Origin of the sequence: Proteus sp. G4380, assembly GCF_963885725.1 — a bacterium.
Lineage (GTDB): Bacteria > Pseudomonadota > Gammaproteobacteria > Enterobacterales > Enterobacteriaceae > Proteus > Proteus mirabilis.
Map to the genome: position 1 here is coordinate 1 of NZ_CAWPAV010000048.1, position 16,931 is coordinate 16,931.

At 38.7% G+C, this 16,931-nt stretch carries 17 protein-coding genes and 2 tRNA genes; 16 read left to right on the forward strand and 3 right to left on the reverse strand.

Annotation, left to right across the window (positions count from 1 at the left end; translation table 11 throughout):
- Positions 1-445 precede the first annotated feature (445 nt).
- The 13 genes from cydA (at position 446) to AACU98_RS04060 (ending at position 9,991) form a co-directional block, all read left to right on the forward strand.
- Positions 446-2,014 carry a cytochrome ubiquinol oxidase subunit I gene (gene cydA / locus AACU98_RS04000; RefSeq protein ID WP_004252190.1) on the forward strand — a complete coding sequence of 523 codons (1,569 nt, stop codon included), beginning with the start codon at positions 446-448 and terminating at the stop codon, positions 2,012-2,014.
- 14 nt (positions 2,015-2,028) lie between these two features.
- The gene (gene cydB / locus AACU98_RS04005; protein WP_004244423.1) at positions 2,029-3,186 is read left to right on the forward strand and encodes a cytochrome d ubiquinol oxidase subunit II; all 1,158 of its coding nucleotides are present in this window, start codon (positions 2,029-2,031) and stop codon (positions 3,184-3,186) included.
- Between the two features lie 12 nt (positions 3,187-3,198).
- Positions 3,199-3,312, forward strand: coding sequence for a cytochrome bd-I oxidase subunit CydX (gene cydX / locus AACU98_RS04010; RefSeq protein WP_004244425.1), 114 nt, complete (start codon positions 3,199-3,201; stop codon positions 3,310-3,312).
- On the forward strand, positions 3,312-3,596 hold the full coding sequence (ybgE, locus tag AACU98_RS04015; RefSeq protein WP_004244426.1) for a cyd operon protein YbgE: 285 nt from the start codon (positions 3,312-3,314) through the stop codon (positions 3,594-3,596). Before cydX ends, ybgE begins: the two co-directional genes overlap by 1 nt.
- Before the next feature lie 672 nt (positions 3,597-4,268).
- Positions 4,269-4,664, forward strand: coding sequence for a tol-pal system-associated acyl-CoA thioesterase (gene ybgC, locus AACU98_RS04020; protein WP_004247549.1), 396 nt, complete (start codon positions 4,269-4,271; stop codon positions 4,662-4,664).
- Positions 4,664-5,350 carry a Tol-Pal system protein TolQ gene (tolQ, locus tag AACU98_RS04025; RefSeq protein WP_004244434.1) on the forward strand — a complete coding sequence of 229 codons (687 nt, stop codon included), beginning with the start codon at positions 4,664-4,666 and terminating at the stop codon, positions 5,348-5,350. Before ybgC ends, tolQ begins: the two co-directional genes overlap by 1 nt.
- Positions 5,351-5,372: 22 nt before the next feature.
- A complete protein-coding gene (gene tolR, locus AACU98_RS04030) occupies positions 5,373-5,798 on the forward strand; it encodes a colicin uptake protein TolR (RefSeq protein ID WP_004244435.1) in 426 nt (141 codons plus the stop codon).
- A 27-nt stretch (positions 5,799-5,825) separates the two neighbouring features.
- On the forward strand, positions 5,826-6,893 hold the full coding sequence (gene tolA / locus AACU98_RS04035) for a cell envelope integrity protein TolA (protein WP_004244436.1): 1,068 nt from the start codon (positions 5,826-5,828) through the stop codon (positions 6,891-6,893).
- Positions 6,894-7,035: 142 nt separating this feature from the next.
- Entirely contained in the window at positions 7,036-8,331 is a 1,296-nt protein-coding gene (gene tolB / locus AACU98_RS04040) for a Tol-Pal system beta propeller repeat protein TolB (RefSeq protein WP_004244437.1), read from the forward strand.
- Between the two features lie 45 nt (positions 8,332-8,376).
- The gene (gene pal / locus AACU98_RS04045) at positions 8,377-8,874 is read left to right on the forward strand and encodes a peptidoglycan-associated lipoprotein Pal (protein WP_004247551.1); all 498 of its coding nucleotides are present in this window, start codon (positions 8,377-8,379) and stop codon (positions 8,872-8,874) included.
- Positions 8,875-8,883: 9 nt separating this feature from the next.
- Positions 8,884-9,657 (forward strand): cell division protein CpoB, encoded by a 774-nt coding sequence (cpoB, locus tag AACU98_RS04050; protein ID WP_004247552.1) that lies wholly within the window; start codon positions 8,884-8,886, stop codon positions 9,655-9,657.
- Between the two features lie 152 nt (positions 9,658-9,809).
- Positions 9,810-9,885 (forward strand) — tRNA-Lys (locus AACU98_RS04055).
- Positions 9,886-9,915: 30 nt separating this feature from the next.
- A tRNA-Lys gene (locus AACU98_RS04060) sits at positions 9,916-9,991 on the forward strand.
- Between the two features lie 155 nt (positions 9,992-10,146).
- Here the strand turns inward: AACU98_RS04060 and AACU98_RS04065 are convergent.
- The gene (locus AACU98_RS04065; RefSeq protein ID WP_161735586.1) at positions 10,147-11,037 is read right to left on the reverse strand and encodes an aminoglycoside 6-adenylyltransferase; all 891 of its coding nucleotides are present in this window, start codon (positions 11,035-11,037) and stop codon (positions 10,147-10,149) included.
- A 239-nt stretch (positions 11,038-11,276) separates the two neighbouring features.
- Between AACU98_RS04065 and pnuC the strand changes: the two genes are divergently transcribed.
- Positions 11,277-12,005 (forward strand): nicotinamide riboside transporter PnuC, encoded by a 729-nt coding sequence (gene pnuC / locus AACU98_RS04070; RefSeq protein WP_004244441.1) that lies wholly within the window; start codon positions 11,277-11,279, stop codon positions 12,003-12,005.
- 243 nt (positions 12,006-12,248) lie between these two features.
- Entirely contained in the window at positions 12,249-13,307 is a 1,059-nt protein-coding gene (gene aroG, locus AACU98_RS04075; RefSeq protein WP_004244442.1) for a 3-deoxy-7-phosphoheptulonate synthase AroG, read from the forward strand.
- Between the two features lie 67 nt (positions 13,308-13,374).
- On the opposite strand, the gene gpmA is transcribed toward aroG, so the two are convergent.
- On the reverse strand, positions 13,375-14,127 hold the full coding sequence (gene gpmA / locus AACU98_RS04080; protein ID WP_004244443.1) for a 2,3-diphosphoglycerate-dependent phosphoglycerate mutase: 753 nt from the start codon (positions 14,125-14,127) through the stop codon (positions 13,375-13,377).
- Between the two features lie 350 nt (positions 14,128-14,477).
- The gene (gene modF / locus AACU98_RS04085) at positions 14,478-15,944 is read right to left on the reverse strand and encodes a molybdate ABC transporter ATP-binding protein ModF (protein ID WP_004247554.1); all 1,467 of its coding nucleotides are present in this window, start codon (positions 15,942-15,944) and stop codon (positions 14,478-14,480) included.
- A gap of 175 nt (positions 15,945-16,119) precedes the next feature.
- On the opposite strand from modF, the gene AACU98_RS04090 reads away from it, so the two are divergent.
- On the forward strand, positions 16,120-16,931 hold an 812-nt coding region (locus AACU98_RS04090; protein ID WP_161735588.1), incomplete at its 3' end, for a ShlB/FhaC/HecB family hemolysin secretion/activation protein.

Sequence of the window (16,931 nt, forward strand, 5' to 3'; positions counted from 1 at the left end):
AAAATAAAAAGTTAATTTTATTATGGAAATTAATGGGAGGTAAATTATACTTAAAAATAAAACCAACAGTAAATTAACATTACGGTAACTATTGGGTAATTTATTCGCAACTAGTTAACATTAAAGTGTTTTTTTGATGTGGGTCAAGTTATTAATTGTGGAAAAATTTTCTAAATATGCTTAAATTGGCACACGATCAAATATGCTGTTACTAACCTAAAAGTCGTATTGTTGACCTAAGCTCAGAATTCAAATCTGGGTCACGCAAAATATATTTATTATATGTAAATATAGGCGTACTATTTGTAAGGTATTGTGTTTTTGGTCTTTAATATTCGTTGTTGTTTTTAGAGGCATTTATTGCTGGTAGTTATGAGGCTTTATTTATTAATTAAAGTCGGGTTGCCGCAAGTCGGTGTCTTCCTGCTAGGAGCAAGGAGTCAAGATGTTTGATATTGTCGAACTGTCACGGTTACAGTTTGCCTTAACAGCGATGTATCACTTCCTGTTTGTCCCATTAACGCTCGGTATGGCGTTTATGCTGGCAATCATGGAAACGATATATGTCCTGTCAGGTAAACAAGTTTACAAAGATATGACAAAGTTCTGGGGTAAGTTATTCGGTATTAACTTTGCTCTGGGTGTCGCAACTGGTTTGACCATGGAGTTCCAATTTGGTACTAACTGGTCATATTTCTCTCATTACGTTGGTGATATCTTCGGTGCGCCTTTAGCAATCGAAGGTCTGATGGCATTCTTCTTAGAATCAACTTTCGTCGGATTATTCTTCTTCGGTTGGGATCGTTTAGGCAAGAAGCAACACTTAATGGTAACTTGGTTAGTTGCCTTCGGTTCTAACTTCTCTGCACTGTGGATCTTAGTCGCAAATGGTTGGATGCAAAACCCTGTTGCTGCAGACTTCAACTTTGAAACCATGCGAATGGAAATGTTGAGTTTTGCTGATCTGGTCTTAAACCCAGTCGCTCAGGTGAAATTTGTTCACACCGTTGCTGCAGGTTACTGTACTGGTGCATTCTTTGTTTTAGGTATCAGCTCTTACTACCTACTCAAAGGTCGTGATATCGGTTTTGCAAAACGTTCTTTCGCTGTTGCGGCAACCTTTGGTATCGCAGCGGTATTATCTGTTATCGTACTGGGTGATGAATCTGGTTATGAAATGGGGGACGTACAAAAAACCAAATTGGCTGCTATTGAAGGTGAGTGGCACACACAGCCTGCGCCAGCTTCCTTTAACTTGATTGCATTCCCTAATCAAGAAAAAATGGAAAACTCATTTGCTATTGAAATTCCATATGTAATGGGGATCATCACAACGCGCTCTTTTGATACGCCGGTATTAGGTCTGCATGATCTGATGAGCCAGCATGAAGTGCGTATTCGTAATGGTATGAAGGCGTATGACCTATTAACTGAACTACGTTCAGGTAATACTGATCCTGCCGTACGAGCTGCATTCAATGAGTCTAAAAAAGACTTAGGCTACGGTCTATTATTGAAGCGTTATACTGAAAATGTTTCTGATGCAACTGAAGAACAAATTAAGTCAGCTGCAAAAGACTCTATTCCTAACGTCGCACCACTTTTCTGGTCATTCCGTATCATGGTTGCTGCCGGCTTCCTGATGTTATTGGTTGTTGCGATCTCTTTCTGGACTGTTCTGTCTAATCGTATCGGTAACTACAAATGGTTACTGCGTGCTGCGCTGTTTAGTATTCCATTACCATGGATTGCTGTTGAAGCAGGCTGGTTTGTTGCAGAATATGGACGTCAACCATGGGCGATTGGTGAAATCTTGCCTACGGCTGTAGCAACTTCTTCACTGACACAGGCTGATATTCTCGTTTCTATGGGACTTATCTGCGGTCTGTATACTCTGTTCCTCGTTGCCGAAATGTTCCTGATGTTCAAATTTGGTCGCCTTGGCCCAAGTAGTCTGAAAACGGGTCGCTATCACTTTGAACAGAAGACAGCTTCTTCTGCACAAAGTAAGTAACACAGGAGTCCACTATGTTTGATTATGAAGTATTGCGGTTTGTTTGGTGGCTACTGATTGGTATCTTACTGATCGGCTTTGCGGTCACCGATGGTTTTGATATGGGTGTTGGTGTGTTATTGCGCGTCATTGCAAAAGATGACACAGAACGCCGTATTTTAATTAACTCTGTTGCACCTCACTGGGATGGTAACCAAGTTTGGTTAATCACTGCCGGTGGTGCATTATTCGCTGCATGGCCAATGGTATATGCTGCGGCATTTTCTGGTTTCTATTTTGGTATGATCTTCGTACTGGCGGCATTATTCTTCCGTCCAGTAGGTTTTGACTACCGTTCTAAATTAGAATCACCAAAATGGCGTGGTATGTGGGATTGGGGTATCTTTATTGGTAGCTTTGTTCCACCATTAGTTATCGGTGTTGCTTTTGGTAACCTGTTACAAGGTGTTCCATTAGAAGTCGATAGCATGCAACGTGTATCTTATAATGGTACAACTAACGCACTAATTAACCTGTTAAGCCTATTAAACCCATATGGTTTATTAGCTGGTGTTATTAGCTTAATGATGATTGTGGCACAGGGTGCTAGCTATCTTCAAATGCGTACTACCGGTGAGCTGCATGAGCGTACTCGTAAAGCAACTTACATTACCTCTTTAATCACTTTTATTGCTTTTGCATTAGCAGGCGTGTGGTTAATCTACGGTATTGATGGCTTTATTATCACTAGTGCGGTTGATACTGCGGGTCCTTCTTCTCCGTTGTTGAAAACAGTTTCTCACGAAGCTGGCGCTTGGATGACGAACTACAACAACTATCCTATTTTATGGATCTTACCGGCATTAGGTCTGTTAAGTCCTTTATTAGCGGTTGTTGCAACTAAAGCAAACAAAGGAGCTTGGGCATTCCTGTTCACTTCACTGACTATTGCTTGTGTTATCCTAACGTTTGGTGTAACCCTGTTCCCATTCATTATGCCATCAAGCACATTCCCTGATGTAAGCTTGACAATTTGGGATGCAACTTCAAGCCTGTTCACTTTACAAGTGATGACAGTAGTCGCGATTATCTTTGTACCTATCGTTCTCCTCTACACTATCTGGTGTTACTGGAAAATGCATGGTCGCCTCGATAAGAAATTTATCGAAGGCAATAATCATACTCTTTACTAAGGAGCATAGAGAATGTGGTATTTTGCATGGCTTCTCGGCACACTCTTCGCTTGTAGTATTGCGGTGATCGCAGGACTGGCTTATGAGCACGCTGAAGCGAAAAAAACTTCAGAAAGTGAAGAATAATGTTGGATAAAAGTTACCAACTACTTAACAAGGGCCCAATTAGGGCTCTTGTTTTAATCATGGCTCTAGCAATGGCATTTTGTGTTATGTGGGATCCGAGTCGATTCGCGGCTAATACAAGCTCATTAGCGATTTGGCAAGGAATATTACTGATTTGGGCTGTATGTGCAGGAGCGGTTTTTGGCTTAGCCTATCGTCCTAAACATGTCGTAGCGCAATATCTATTACATCCCATTCCCGCCATTATTATTTTAGTTGTAGGGCTATATTATTTCTTCTTCTAATCAAAATGCCTTATTTCTGCAGTGAAATATCAGTAGGGAATAAGGTGTTTTTATTCTTTATATCAATTAGTTAACATAATCCACACTTTTTACTGTACTGATCCTCTCTTTTTTGAATTTAGAAAATCAATAAATTAGTCTATTTTTTTGCATATATTCAATAGGTGGCATGTATATATGGTAAACATAAAGAGGTTATGGCTGAGGAGTTTGCTAATCTAACTATTTGGTAAAGAGGGGAGAGTTGATTATGAAAATAAGAAGATTCTCACCCGTCAATCTGTGGTGGTTTTGAGACGCACGTCTCTAGATTGTCAATGGCAGTGGTATTACTTGCATGAAACACCTGTATTAGATAATTGATTGATTTTAATAAAAAACCAGTAATAAGACTGGTTTTTTTATTGGTTGGGAAAAAGTTTGAATCAGAGTGCTAAACTATTAATTGTTAATTAGCAAGCATTTTAATGCTGAACTAATAAAAATATTTTTTCTATTCAGGCGCTAAAGCATATTGCGTGTTGCAAAGAAGAGTTTATGATTGGCGTCTGAAAACGGTGTTTTCTATTCTTTACGTTACTATGATTCCCTTAGAGGCACCTCTTAAGTATAGTTAACAAATCTATAGCTTAATTATTTATGGGATTACTCAAGGAATGTAAGGACGGAATTATGCGGTTTCTTTGGCCAGTTCGTGTCTATTACGAAGATACTGATGCCGGTGGTGTGGTCTATCATGCCAGTTATTTAAAATATTTTGAACGTGCAAGAACAGAATTACTCAGAGAAAAAGGTTTTTATCAGCATGATTTACGGGAGTATGATCATGTTGCGTTTGTTGTGCGTAAATTAACCATTGACTATATTGCGCCAGCACGGCTCGATGAGCTTCTGAAAGTAGAAAGTGAAATTACTACATTACGTGGTGCATCAATGACATTTTCTCAAAAGCTTATCAATCAAGATGGTGTGGTACTGTGTAGGGCAGATGTATTAGTTGTCTGCGTTGATTCATTAAAAATGAAGCCTGTAGGGCTTCCTAAGTCCATTATCGCGGAGTTTAAGTAGTGGCTGACATGAATGTTATCGATCTCTTTCTAAAAGCGGGGCTTTTAGTTAAGTTGATCATGTTGTTATTAATCGGATTTTCTATTGCCTCATGGGCGATCATTATTCAACGTACGAAAGTATTGAATGCAGCAGATCGTGAAGCGGCAGATTTTGAAGATAAATTCTGGTCAGGCACTGATTTGGCTCGTCTATATAAAGAAAGCCAAGCTCGTCGTGACGAGTTATCAGGGGCAGAACAAATTTTTCATTCTGGTTTTAAAGAGTTTGCACGACTACATCAAGCGAATGTTCATGCACCCGATGCCGTTGTTAATGGGGCTTCCCGTGCAATGCGTGTTTCATTTAATCGTGAATTAGAGTCCTTAGAAACGCATATTCCTTTTTTAGGTACGGTGGGGTCAATTAGTCCTTATATTGGCTTATTCGGTACGGTATGGGGGATTATGCATGCATTTATCGCTTTAGGTAGCGTTAAACAGGCAACTTTACAGATGGTGGCACCCGGTATTGCTGAAGCGTTGATTGCAACAGCCATTGGTTTATTTGCGGCCATCCCCGCAGTTATGGCTTATAACCGCTTTACGCAACGTGTAAATAAGTTGGAACAAAGTTACGATAACTTTATGGAAGAGTTCCTGACGATTTTACATCGCCAAGCTTTTGTCTCCGCAGAAAAGAAATAGTTAACGCAAAAGGAGAGAGCTGATGGCACGAGGTCGCAGTAGCCGCCGAGGCGTAAAATCAGAAATTAATATAGTACCTTTGCTTGATGTGTTATTGGTGCTTTTGCTGATTTTTATGGCAACAGCGCCAATTATTTCACAAAGTGTTGAGGTTGATCTTCCACAAGCAACAGAAACACAGACTGTTTCAACCAGTGATAACCCGCCTGTAATTGTCGAAGTTGCTGGAGTGGGGCAATATAATATCCGTGTTGAACAAGAGGTTTTAGAGCTTTTACCTCAAGAACAGATTATGGCTGAAGCAAAACGACAATTAGAAAAAAACCCGAAAGCGGTCTTTCTTATTGGTGGCGCTAAAGATGTTCCTTATGATGAGATAATTAAAGCACTCAACATGTTACGTCAAGCGGGTGTTAAGTCTGTCGGTTTAATGACTCAGCCTCTTTAGTAGGCTGAAATAAGTTTGGATAATAGCGTGGGAAAGAAGACGAAACCAATCCGAAGTAAATTGAGCGGTTCAGTTATCTTGTCTACTGTCTTGCATTTACTGATCATCGCTTTGCTTATCTGGGGATCGTTAACTCAGAAATGGAATTTAGGCGGTGGCGGTGGATCTGATGGGCAAGTTATTGATGCTATTATGGTTGACCCTAATGCGGTAGTACAAGAGTATAATCAGCAAAAGGCGCAACAAGCTAATGTCCAAAAAGCAGAACAAGAACGTAAAGCGCGGGCGCAGCAACAAGAAGAAGAGCTACGCCAACAACAAATTAAAGAACAAGAACGTTTAAAAGCGTTAGAAGTGGAACGTTTGCAAGCAAAAGAGGCTGCAGAAGCTCAACGTCGTGAAGCGGCCACCGCCGCTGCTAAAGCGAAAGAAGAGCAAAAGCAGGCTGAAGAAGCTGCCGCACAAGCTAAAGCTGAACGCGATCGTATTTTAAAAGAGCAAGCTGATGCGAAAGCCAAAGCAGAGGCAGAAGCGAAGAAACAAGCAGAATTAGCAGCGAAACAGAAAGCAGAAGAAGCGAAGGCAAAAGCAGAAGCTGAGGCAAAAGCGAAGGCTGAAGCCGATGCTAAAGCGAAAGCAGAGGCTGATGCAAAAGCGAAAGCAGCCGCAGAAGCTAAAGCCAAAGCAGCAGCGGAAGCTAAAGCGAAAGCCGCTGCACAGCAACAAAGTAAAGCGGTTGATAGTCTACTCGATGGATTAGTTGCTCAAGGCGATAAACAATCGGGGGCTTCTGCAGCAGGTCAAGGTGGTGGTAATCGCTCTGGGGCAAATGCTGCGGGCATTGATCGCTATACTGGGCAAGTAAAAGTTGCCATCGAACAGAAGTTTTTTGATTCTGATTTATATAAAGGTCGTAAATGTGACCTTAAAATAAGTATTGCACCAGACGGTATGTTAGTAAGTGCAAAAGCGGTAGGCGGTGATCCGGCTTTATGCCAAGTTGCATTACAAGCGGCTAAAATGGCAACATTGCCTAAGCCACCGAAAGATATTTACGAACAAGTAAAATCACCAACAATTGAGTTTAAGCCATAAAACTGTCTGATAGTAGGAAAACATACATTAATTTATCTCTATTTTAGAATGTTATTGATGTGTTGTATGGTGTTGTTTAAAAGCGTTTGTTACTATTCTGTGCGTTATTGCGCAATAACCGCAATAATAAAAGGGAGACATGATGAAGCAGGCATTAAATGTTATTTTCGGACTTTTGATATTATGCGTTACAACGCTCGCTAATGCAGAAGTTCGCATTGAAATTACACAAGGGGTGAATACTGCACGCCCTATTGGTGTTGTTCCTTTTAAATGGGAAGGCACAGGTCAAATGCCAGAAGATATTGCTGGAGTGATTGCGGCTGATTTACGAAATAGTGGTAAATTTAACCCTATTGATATGAATCGTTTGCCTCAACAACCCGTTACCGCTTCTGAGGTTCAACCTGCACTCTGGACAGCATTAGGTATTGATTCAGTGGTTGTAGGGCGTGTTCAGCCCTCGGCAGATGGTCAATATGTTGTTAGCTATCAATTAGTTGATGTTGCTGGCTCTCCGGGAGCGGTTTTAGCGCAAAGTGAGTATAAAATCAGCAATAAATGGTTACGATATGCTGCTCATACCGCCAGTGATGAAATCTTTGAAAAATTAACTGGCATTCGTGGTGCGTTCCGTACCCGTATTGCTTATGTCGTTGTGACTAATGGTGGCGCTTATCCATATGAATTACGTGTATCTGACTATGATGGATTTAATCAAGATCGCGTTTATCGTTCATCACAGCCATTAATGTCACCCGCTTGGTCTCCTGATGGTGCTAAACTAGCATATGTCACATTTGAAAGTGGTCAATCTGCTTTAGTTGTACAGACATTAGCAACGGGGGAAGTGCGTCAAATCGCTTCTTTCCCTCGACATAATGGTGCACCTGCTTTTTCTCCAGATGGCTCTAAATTAGCCTTTGCACTGTCAAAAAGCGGTAGTCTAAATCTTTATGTAATGGATTTAGCCAGTGGCAATATGACACAGGTAACCAATGGTAGAAGTAATAATACAGAACCGACTTGGATGCCTGATGGACAGACTTTGGTCTATACTTCGGATCAAGGCGGACGTCCTCAAATTTATAAAATTAATATTAACGGAGGAACGCCAGAACGTATTACTTGGGAAGGAAAACAAAACCAAAATCCTGCAGTAAGTCCTGATGGTAGTTTCTTAGTTATGGTGAGTTCTGAAAGCGGTAGGCAACATATCGCTAAGCAGGATCTAGAAACGAATGCTGTTCAATATTTAACAGATACGTTTCTGGATGAAACGCCAAGCATCGCGCCTAACGGCACTATGGTTATTTATAGCTCCACTCAAGGCTTAGGAACCATTTTGCGACTAGTATCGACTGATGGACGTTTCAAAGCGCGTCTTCCGGCGACTGATGGTCAGGTTAAATCACCTGCCTGGTCTCCGTTTATGTGATGCATAAGAATTATGTATGGCAAACAAATAAAGGAACAATTAGAGATGCAATTAAACAAAGTGTTTAAAGGGTTGATGTTAGCATTACCACTCGTTGCTGTTGCAGCATGTAGCTCAAACAAAAACGACGATCAAACAGATACAAGCAACAATGTACCTGTTACTGAGCAAGGCCCTACTGCTGAAGAATTAGCACGTCAGCAATTAGAACAACTGAAACAAACTAACATTGTTTACTTCGGTTTTGATAAATATGACGTTACTTCAGAATATGCTCAACTGTTAGATGCTCACGCTGCATTCCTGCGTGCTAACCCTTCAGTACGCATTACTATCGAAGGTCATGCTGACGAACGTGGTACTCCAGAATACAACATCGCGTTAGGCGAACGTCGTGCAAACGCAGTTAAAATGTATCTGCAAGGTAAAGGCGTATCAGCTGATCAATTATCAATCGTATCTTACGGTAAAGAAAAACCTGCTGTACTGGGTCATGACGAAGCCGCTTATGCGAAAAACCGTCGTGCAGTACTGGTTTACTAAGAGAACGGCATGAACAACAGTAACTTCAGACCTTTATTGATGAGTCTGTTGTTACTGGTTGGCGTAGCGGCTCCTGTAGCCGCTATTGCCCAAGCGCCAATCAGTAATATCGGTTCAGGCTCTACTGATGAACGACTCGCCCAACTTGAGCGTATCTCTAATGCTCATAGTCAGCTTTTGACCCAATTACAGCAACAACTCGCAGATTCTCAACGCGATATTGATATGTTGCGTGGTCAAATTCAGGAAAATCAATACCAGTTAAACCAAGTTGTAGAGCGTCAACGTAATATCTATCAACAATTAGATAGCCTAAATGGTGGCAACTCAGCACCAACAACGGATGAGGCTTCAACGGGTGGCAATGTACCTTCAACATCTGATACAAGTACGAGTTCGTCGTCAACAGGTGATGAAAAAGCCGATTATAACGCGGCAATTGATATTGTATTGAATTCAAAAGATTACGATAAGGCAATTGTTGCATTAAACAACTTTATTAAAAGTTATCCGAAGTCTAGCTATCAATCAAATGCTCAATTTTGGTTGGGGCAAATGTATTATCTAAAAGGTAATAAAGATCAGGCTGCGAGTACTTTTGCTATTGTTGTGAAAAATTATCCAAAATCTCAAAAAGCAAGTGAGGCCTTTTATAAGATAGGGCTTATTATGCAAGAGAAAGGGCAAAAGGATAATGCGAAAGCTATTTATCAACAAGTGGTTAAGCAATATCCAAACAGTGCTGGTGCAAAATTAGCACAAAAGCAGTTAGCAGCACTATAATTATTGGCCCCGTAATGTGAATGTTACATTTTCGGGGTTAACTGATTGTTTTTTCAGCGTTTGAATGTTTTTTTGAAAAAAAACGTTGCACAATAACATTAAATCAGTATTATTACCCGCCGTTGCCACAGAGAATGTGGCGAGTTCGAAAAGGGTCGTTAGCTCAGTCGGTAGAGCAGTTGACTTTTAATCAATTGGTCGGGCGTTCGAGTCGCCCACGACCCACCATTTTCGAATTTACATACCATTTTATGAAATGGGTCGTTAGCTCAGTCGGTAGAGCAGTTGACTTTTAATCAATTGGTCGGGCGTTCGAGTCGCCCACGACCCACCATTTCAATATGCTTTTCTAGTCTTTTATCACACGCCATTCTCATTCTATCTAAAAATGCTCTCTATAACTCGTTTTTGTATTTATTACTCGAGTTACTCAAATAGAGGATGTAAATAGATAGCTTCTCCATTGCTGAAAAAACTATCTGATCTCACTTAAGTTGGATAATGACAAATAATGGAAGTGGTTATTTGGTAATATTCATTTTCAGTTAATAGTTCATTATCAATAAACCAATCGCTAATAAGTGTTTGAGCTTGTGTTGCCTTTTCTATCGACAAACCAAAACGCTTTGATGCATCAATAAAAAAAGCCATGATAATACTTAATGCAGCCGCTGCTTCATAAGGGGTACTCATAGCCAGTGTGCTTTCTAATGAACGTAATGAGTAAAACTTAGGTAACCACTCCCGTAAGTTTTTGCCTTGATACCAGACATCTTGTGTTGATGTTTGCAGAGCAACTTGCTCTAGTAAACGGATCAACCATTCCCTTATATCACTCATACGATATTCAGCGAACCAAAATTCATTACGTAAGATAGCTATAGCGATTTGTGTGGCTTCAAACCAAAACTCTTGAGCCAAGGCATCAGCTTGCTCTATGGAAAGAGCTGGGGGAGTCACAGTGCTAATTTCTGGAAGTTGGTCACATAAACCTGTTTTATCAAGTAAAACACGATAGCCTCGTTGATAAACTGGACTTAGACCATTTTGTTTCATATTGATAATTCTTTCAGGCTCTGCCATCAAAATATCCATTTTTCGGCCTTGAGCTAATACGTGCAAATAGATTGGCCAGCGAATGCCGTTCGGATCTTCACATTCTGTTGCTAAAGAGACGAGGTGTTTACCAAATTGTGATAGCCAATGTTGGTTTTTTGCTAGCTCAGTCGCACCGTGACCAATAAGCTCTATATCAATATCAGAATAGCTGTCTATCTTCTTATTACGACCCACTGAGCCTGTTAATACCACAGCCTCAATTCGAGGATCAAGTAATGCAAAAGATAACATGTGATCGATTAAGCGGGTGATTGGCTCCATATTTCTCTCTAGTTGTTATAGTAGATAAAGTTATTTGTTGTAAGTATGAATAAAAAAATAGCATATTTATTATATAAAACACTTTTTGTTTTTTATGGTAAATAAATGGCATTTTGTTTAATATTTTAAACTAAGTGCTATCATTGATAGGAATGTATATATATCTTTATCACTTTGCAACAATGTCGCAATAACCCATATTTTATTTGTTTTTTCTATGATTAAGTCGGGGTTGTCAAATGGATGTCATTAGTTGGTTTAGTATCAATAATATTTTAGTCAATATTCCATTAGGAAAAGAAGGCTATCCACTCTCATGGATTGAAGCTATAGGGACTATTGCTGGATTATTATGTATATGGCTTGCGAGCCAGGAAAAGATCATTAACTATTTATTTGGGTTAATTAATGTCACTTTATTCGCCATTATTTTTTTCCAGATCCAGTTATATGCCAGTCTACTGCTACAAATTTTCTTCTTTGCTGCCAATATTTATGGTTGGTATGCATGGAGTAGAGTGAATGATTTTGAACAAGCAGAATTGAAAATACGTTGGTTAAAGCCGGGCCAACAAATCGTATTAATCATTGTCTCCATTGCTGCCATTATTGCGCTAACGTTTAATATTGATACCGTTTTTGGCTATTTAGCAGTTATTGCTGTTGATATCTTAAATGTCTTCGGGGCAAATTTAGCCACACCTGCTATCGAGCCAGATGCTTACCCATTCTGGGATTCAACAATGACGGTACTCTCCATTGTGGCTATGATCTTAATGACACGCAAATTGGTAGAAAACTGGTTAATTTGGTCTGTTATTAATGTCATTAGTATTGTTATATTTTATAAACAGGGTGTTTATGCCATGTCTATTGAATATATCATCTTATTGGCTATCGCTATTAATGGCTCTCGTTTGTGGATCAAATCAGCAAAGCATTCAAACAAAAATAATTATCTCTCATAATAAAAAAGGCTGGTAGAGTTATATTTCTCTCCAGCCTTGCTATTCGTTGTGTTTATTCTTCTATTCTAGGCAATTTCAAATCATTATTTTACTTAATGGTGCTATTACTTGTTTTCGATATTTTTGTTATCTACCGTCATGGTCTGTTTAGACTCTTAAGGGTGTTTACAGAGAGAAAACGAATGGTTAGATTGAAGAAACAGAAATCATATTGACTAGATAATAATAGAGTGGAACACGGGAATGAATTACCAGAATGATGATCTTAAAATAACACAAATCAATGAACTTTTACCGCCAGTGGCATTATTGGAAAAGTTTCCAGCCACTGACAATGCGGCGTTTACAGTTCGTCATGCCCGTGAAGCTATTCATCAAATCCTTGCTGGAAAAGATGATCGCCTATTAGTGGTGATTGGGCCTTGCTCTATTCATGATCCTAACGCGGCACTGGAATATGCTCAGCGTTTAAATTTATTAAGAGAAGAGCTGAAAGATAAACTTGAAATTGTGATGCGAGTTTATTTTGAAAAACCACGTACCACAGTCGGTTGGAAAGGGCTGATAAATGATCCACATATGGACTGTACCTTTGATATTAATGAAGGATTACGCATTGCTCGTCGTTTGCTATTAACCATCAATGATAGTGGATTACCAACGGCTGGCGAGTTTTTAGATATGATAACCCCACAATATGTCGCTGATTTGATGAGTTGGGGAGCCATTGGTGCTCGAACAACAGAATCTCAAGTGCATAGAGAATTATCCTCCGGACTATCTTGTCCTGTTGGTTTTAAAAATGGCACAGATGGCACAATTAAAGTGGCGATTGATGCCATCAATGCTGCAGGCTCTCCACACTGTTTCTTATCGGTAACTAAATGGGGTCACTCAGCGATAGTTCGTACTGCAGGGAATAAAGATTGCCATATTATTTTACGGGGCGGTAAAGAGCCTAATTACAGTGCAGAACATGTTGCTGCCGTAAAAGAAGGTCTGAAAAAAGCAGGATTACCCCAAAATGTTATGGTTGATTTTAGCCACGCCAATAGCTGTAAACAATTTAAGAAACAAATGGAGGTCGGTGCCGATATTTGCCAACAAATTAGCGCAGGAGAAAAAGCTTTAATTGGTGTAATGGTTGAAAGTCATTTAGAAGAGGGCAATCAATCATTAGAAAGTGGTGAACCTTTGGTATACGGTAAAAGTGTCACAGATGCTTGTATTGGGTGGGATGATACAGAAACGTTATTACGCCAATTAGCCGATGCAGTCGCTACTCGTCGTAATAAATCATAATAGTCTGTTTTTATTAATAAAAATGCCACTCAAAAGTGGCATTTTTTTTATCTAATTCAAAGTAAAATTATTTTGCTTTACCTTGGTTAGCAACAGCCGCGGCTTTTGCTGCGATTTCTTCTGCATTACCTAAGTAGTAACGTTTGATTGGTTTCATATTTTCATCAAATTCGTAAACTAAAGGTACTGCTGTTGGGATATTCAGTTCAAGAATTTCTTCTTCACTCATATTGTCTAGGTATTTAACCAGAGCGCGCAGTGAGTTACCGTGAGCGGCAATAATCACTTTATCACCTGAAGCAACGCGAGGTTTAATCACTTCTTCCCAATATGGTGTTACACGGTCGATAGTTAACGCTAAGCTTTCTGTTAATGGCAGTTCAGCTTCAGTTAAAGATGCATAACGTGGATCTTTACCTGGGAAGCGATCATCATCTTTAGTTAACTCTGGTGGGGTAACCGCAAAACCACGACGCCATTGTTTAACTTGCTCGTCACCGTATTTTTCAGCTGTTTCAGCTTTGTTTAAGCCTTGTAATGCACCGTAGTGACGTTCGTTTAGTTTCCAGCTTTTCTCTACTGGCAGCCATTGTTGATCAACTTCATCAAGAATGTTCCACAGAGTGTGGATTGCACGTTTTAGTACAGAAGTATATGCGTAGTCAAAAGTAAAACCTTCAGCCTTCAGCAGTTTACCTGCTTCTTGCGCTTCATTACGGCCTTTATCTGACAATTCAACGTCAGTCCAGCCTGTAAAACGGTTTTCTTTGTTCCATACACTTTCACCGTGTCGAACTAGCACAAGCTTAGTTACTGCCATAGTTTAGACTCCTATAATTACTTTCTTAATATAAGTTTAAAATCAGGACTGCAATCATTATATGGATCATCAACAAGAACGCCAAACATAACTAACAAAACTAGGGGGATTATGTCAAAAATGACGATTGTTTGATGAAATATTACACAGTTATTACACCTTTTGCTTAATCGATCAAGCTATTAATTTAACGGGATCGGTGAAAAGAAACGAAAAGCCGATTCTGGATAATTATCAGTAAAAAATATGCTCTCTAAATCTATCGTTAAAATCATCGCCATCTATCGATAACAAATACCCTTTTCTTCAGTGTGATGATGTATCTTACCTTAAAAATAGCCTATATCTAGTTAACAGGGTTGTTGTTGGTAACGATAGATATCTCCTTCTTTAATAAAAATTAGCCGATGGGTAATACAGTGAGGTGCATCTTCTTGATGATGACTGACAAACAGTAGTTGAGTATTGCTATGGCTTATCATGATATCAATAAAGCGCTGTACTAATAGTCTATTGGTTGTATCTAATCCTTGTAGTGGTTCATCGAGGATCAATAATGTCGGGTGTTTAACCAATGCTCTTACAATTAATACTAGACGCTGTTGTCCCCATGAAAGTGAGTGAAAAGGATGGTTAGCGAGTGCAGTTAAACCAATTAGTGTTAGCCATTCATCCGCTAATTTTTGCTGTTTATCGGTAACGGCTTGATAAATACCAATAGAGTCATGAAAACCAGAAATAATCACATTTTTCACACTTGAAGAGACGCGATAGCTTTGATGTAAGGCATTACTAACATAACCAATATGGCGTTTGATCTCCCAAATGGTTTCACCACTGCCTCTTTTACGACCAAATAGAGTTAAATCATTGCTATAGCCCTGAGGATGATCTCCTGTGATTAAGCTTAATAAGGTCGATTTTCCTGCGCCATTAGGACCTAATATTTGCCAATGTTGTTGTGGTTTAACTTCCCAGGTTAAGTGATGGAGCACAGGTTTATCATTATAACTGACCACGCCATCCTTAAGTATAATAGGGGAAAGCGTTGGTGGTAAGGTAGGAACTGCATCAACGGAGTCTGAGGCGGGTAAGATCAGATTTTCAAGTGTTTCACTGTGAGATAATTGCGCAATTACTGAGTCTGATAAAATATCACTTTTTTTACCTTGTGCCACGAGTTTACAGTCAATCAATAAGCCAGCATTTTGCACAAAATCAGGAATATCATTAAAGCGATTTAAAATAAGAACAATCGTTAGCTTTTGTTGATGTAGTGATGAAAGTAACTCACTTAATGTACGACGAGAGTCAATATCTAAACCATCAAAAGGCTCATCTAAAATTAATAGATCAGGTTTATTCATCAATAACTGAATAAGCAGTACCTTACGAGACTCTCCCGTTGAAAGATATTTAAAACGCCTTGATAAAAGTGCATCAATACCAAATTGTTTTGCTAATAACAGGCAGCGATCATTATCTTTTACCTGCATTTGGATCACCTGAGCCACGGTTAATCCCGTATCATCCTCATCTTCACTTAATAAGTCTGTATTGTTACGCAGCCACTCTTCCTCTATCATTTTTTGTAATTTTTCAAAAGAGAGATTAATAGGACGAGTAAACCTATTAATAAGCTCACCCGATAATAAAATCCCCTCTTGGCATAATGTATTAGCGAGCGCCGTTTTACCACTACCATTGCTACCAACGAATGCCCAACTTTCTCCTTCATTGATAGTTAAATCATCGATATGCAAGCAGAGTGTATCACTTAAGCGAAACTGTGTTTTTGTGAGTTGCAAGTACTTCATTATTATTATCCTTGTTTTTATTACAAGTAGAATACTTACCAATATCGGTTTAATTAAAACTTGTCAATATTTGTTGCTGATCGCTTAAGTAAAAATAGTGCAGAGAGAATAAAAAAGATAAAAGATGGGCAAGATTATTTATGTTATTTTAATAAAAACATAAGGACTCGTTTATATGAATAACATTAAAATGGAATATGTTAACTATTTATTAGGATTAATGGCGCTATTTTTATTAACGATAAGTAAGATAACTTTTGCAGAAATAAATAATAATGTAAATAATTGCTTCTTAATTAATGAAATAAAAATAGAAAGGAATGGTTTATTAACTAATAAGGCACAAAAAGAATTAATATCTAAATATATAAATAAATGTTTAACATTAAGTGATATGCAACATATCATTAAATCAATGACTAATGCGTATATTGAAAAAGGCTATATTACTTCACAAGCTTTTATTGCCGATCAAGATCTCTCAAATCATCAATTAACCATTAACGTAATTGAAGGAAAGATAAAATCAATCTTTATTGATAATATGACTTCCCCCATGGTTGATATTCTATTTCCTTCATATCAAGATAAACGACTTAATTTACGTGAGTTAGAGCATGGGCTTGAACAACTAAATCGATTAACAACATCACAATATAGATTAGATATTCAACCTAGTGACAGGATAGGATACTCGACTATTTTTATTTATAAGAAAAACAAAACGCATCCTTTCAGAAATCAACTTACTATTGATAATTCAGGTTCAAAAGCAACAGGTGAAATTTTACTGACGAATACCACAACAATAGATTCGTTATTTGGATTTGGAGAGCAGTGGGATCTCTCCTTAAACAGTAATACAGATTTATTACATTCACATTATTATAGAGGCTATACAGCGAGTATAAATATTCCCTATGGCTATTGGTTTTATCAATATCAGTTATCTTATAACCGTTCTTCTCATTTTATTAAAAGTTATAG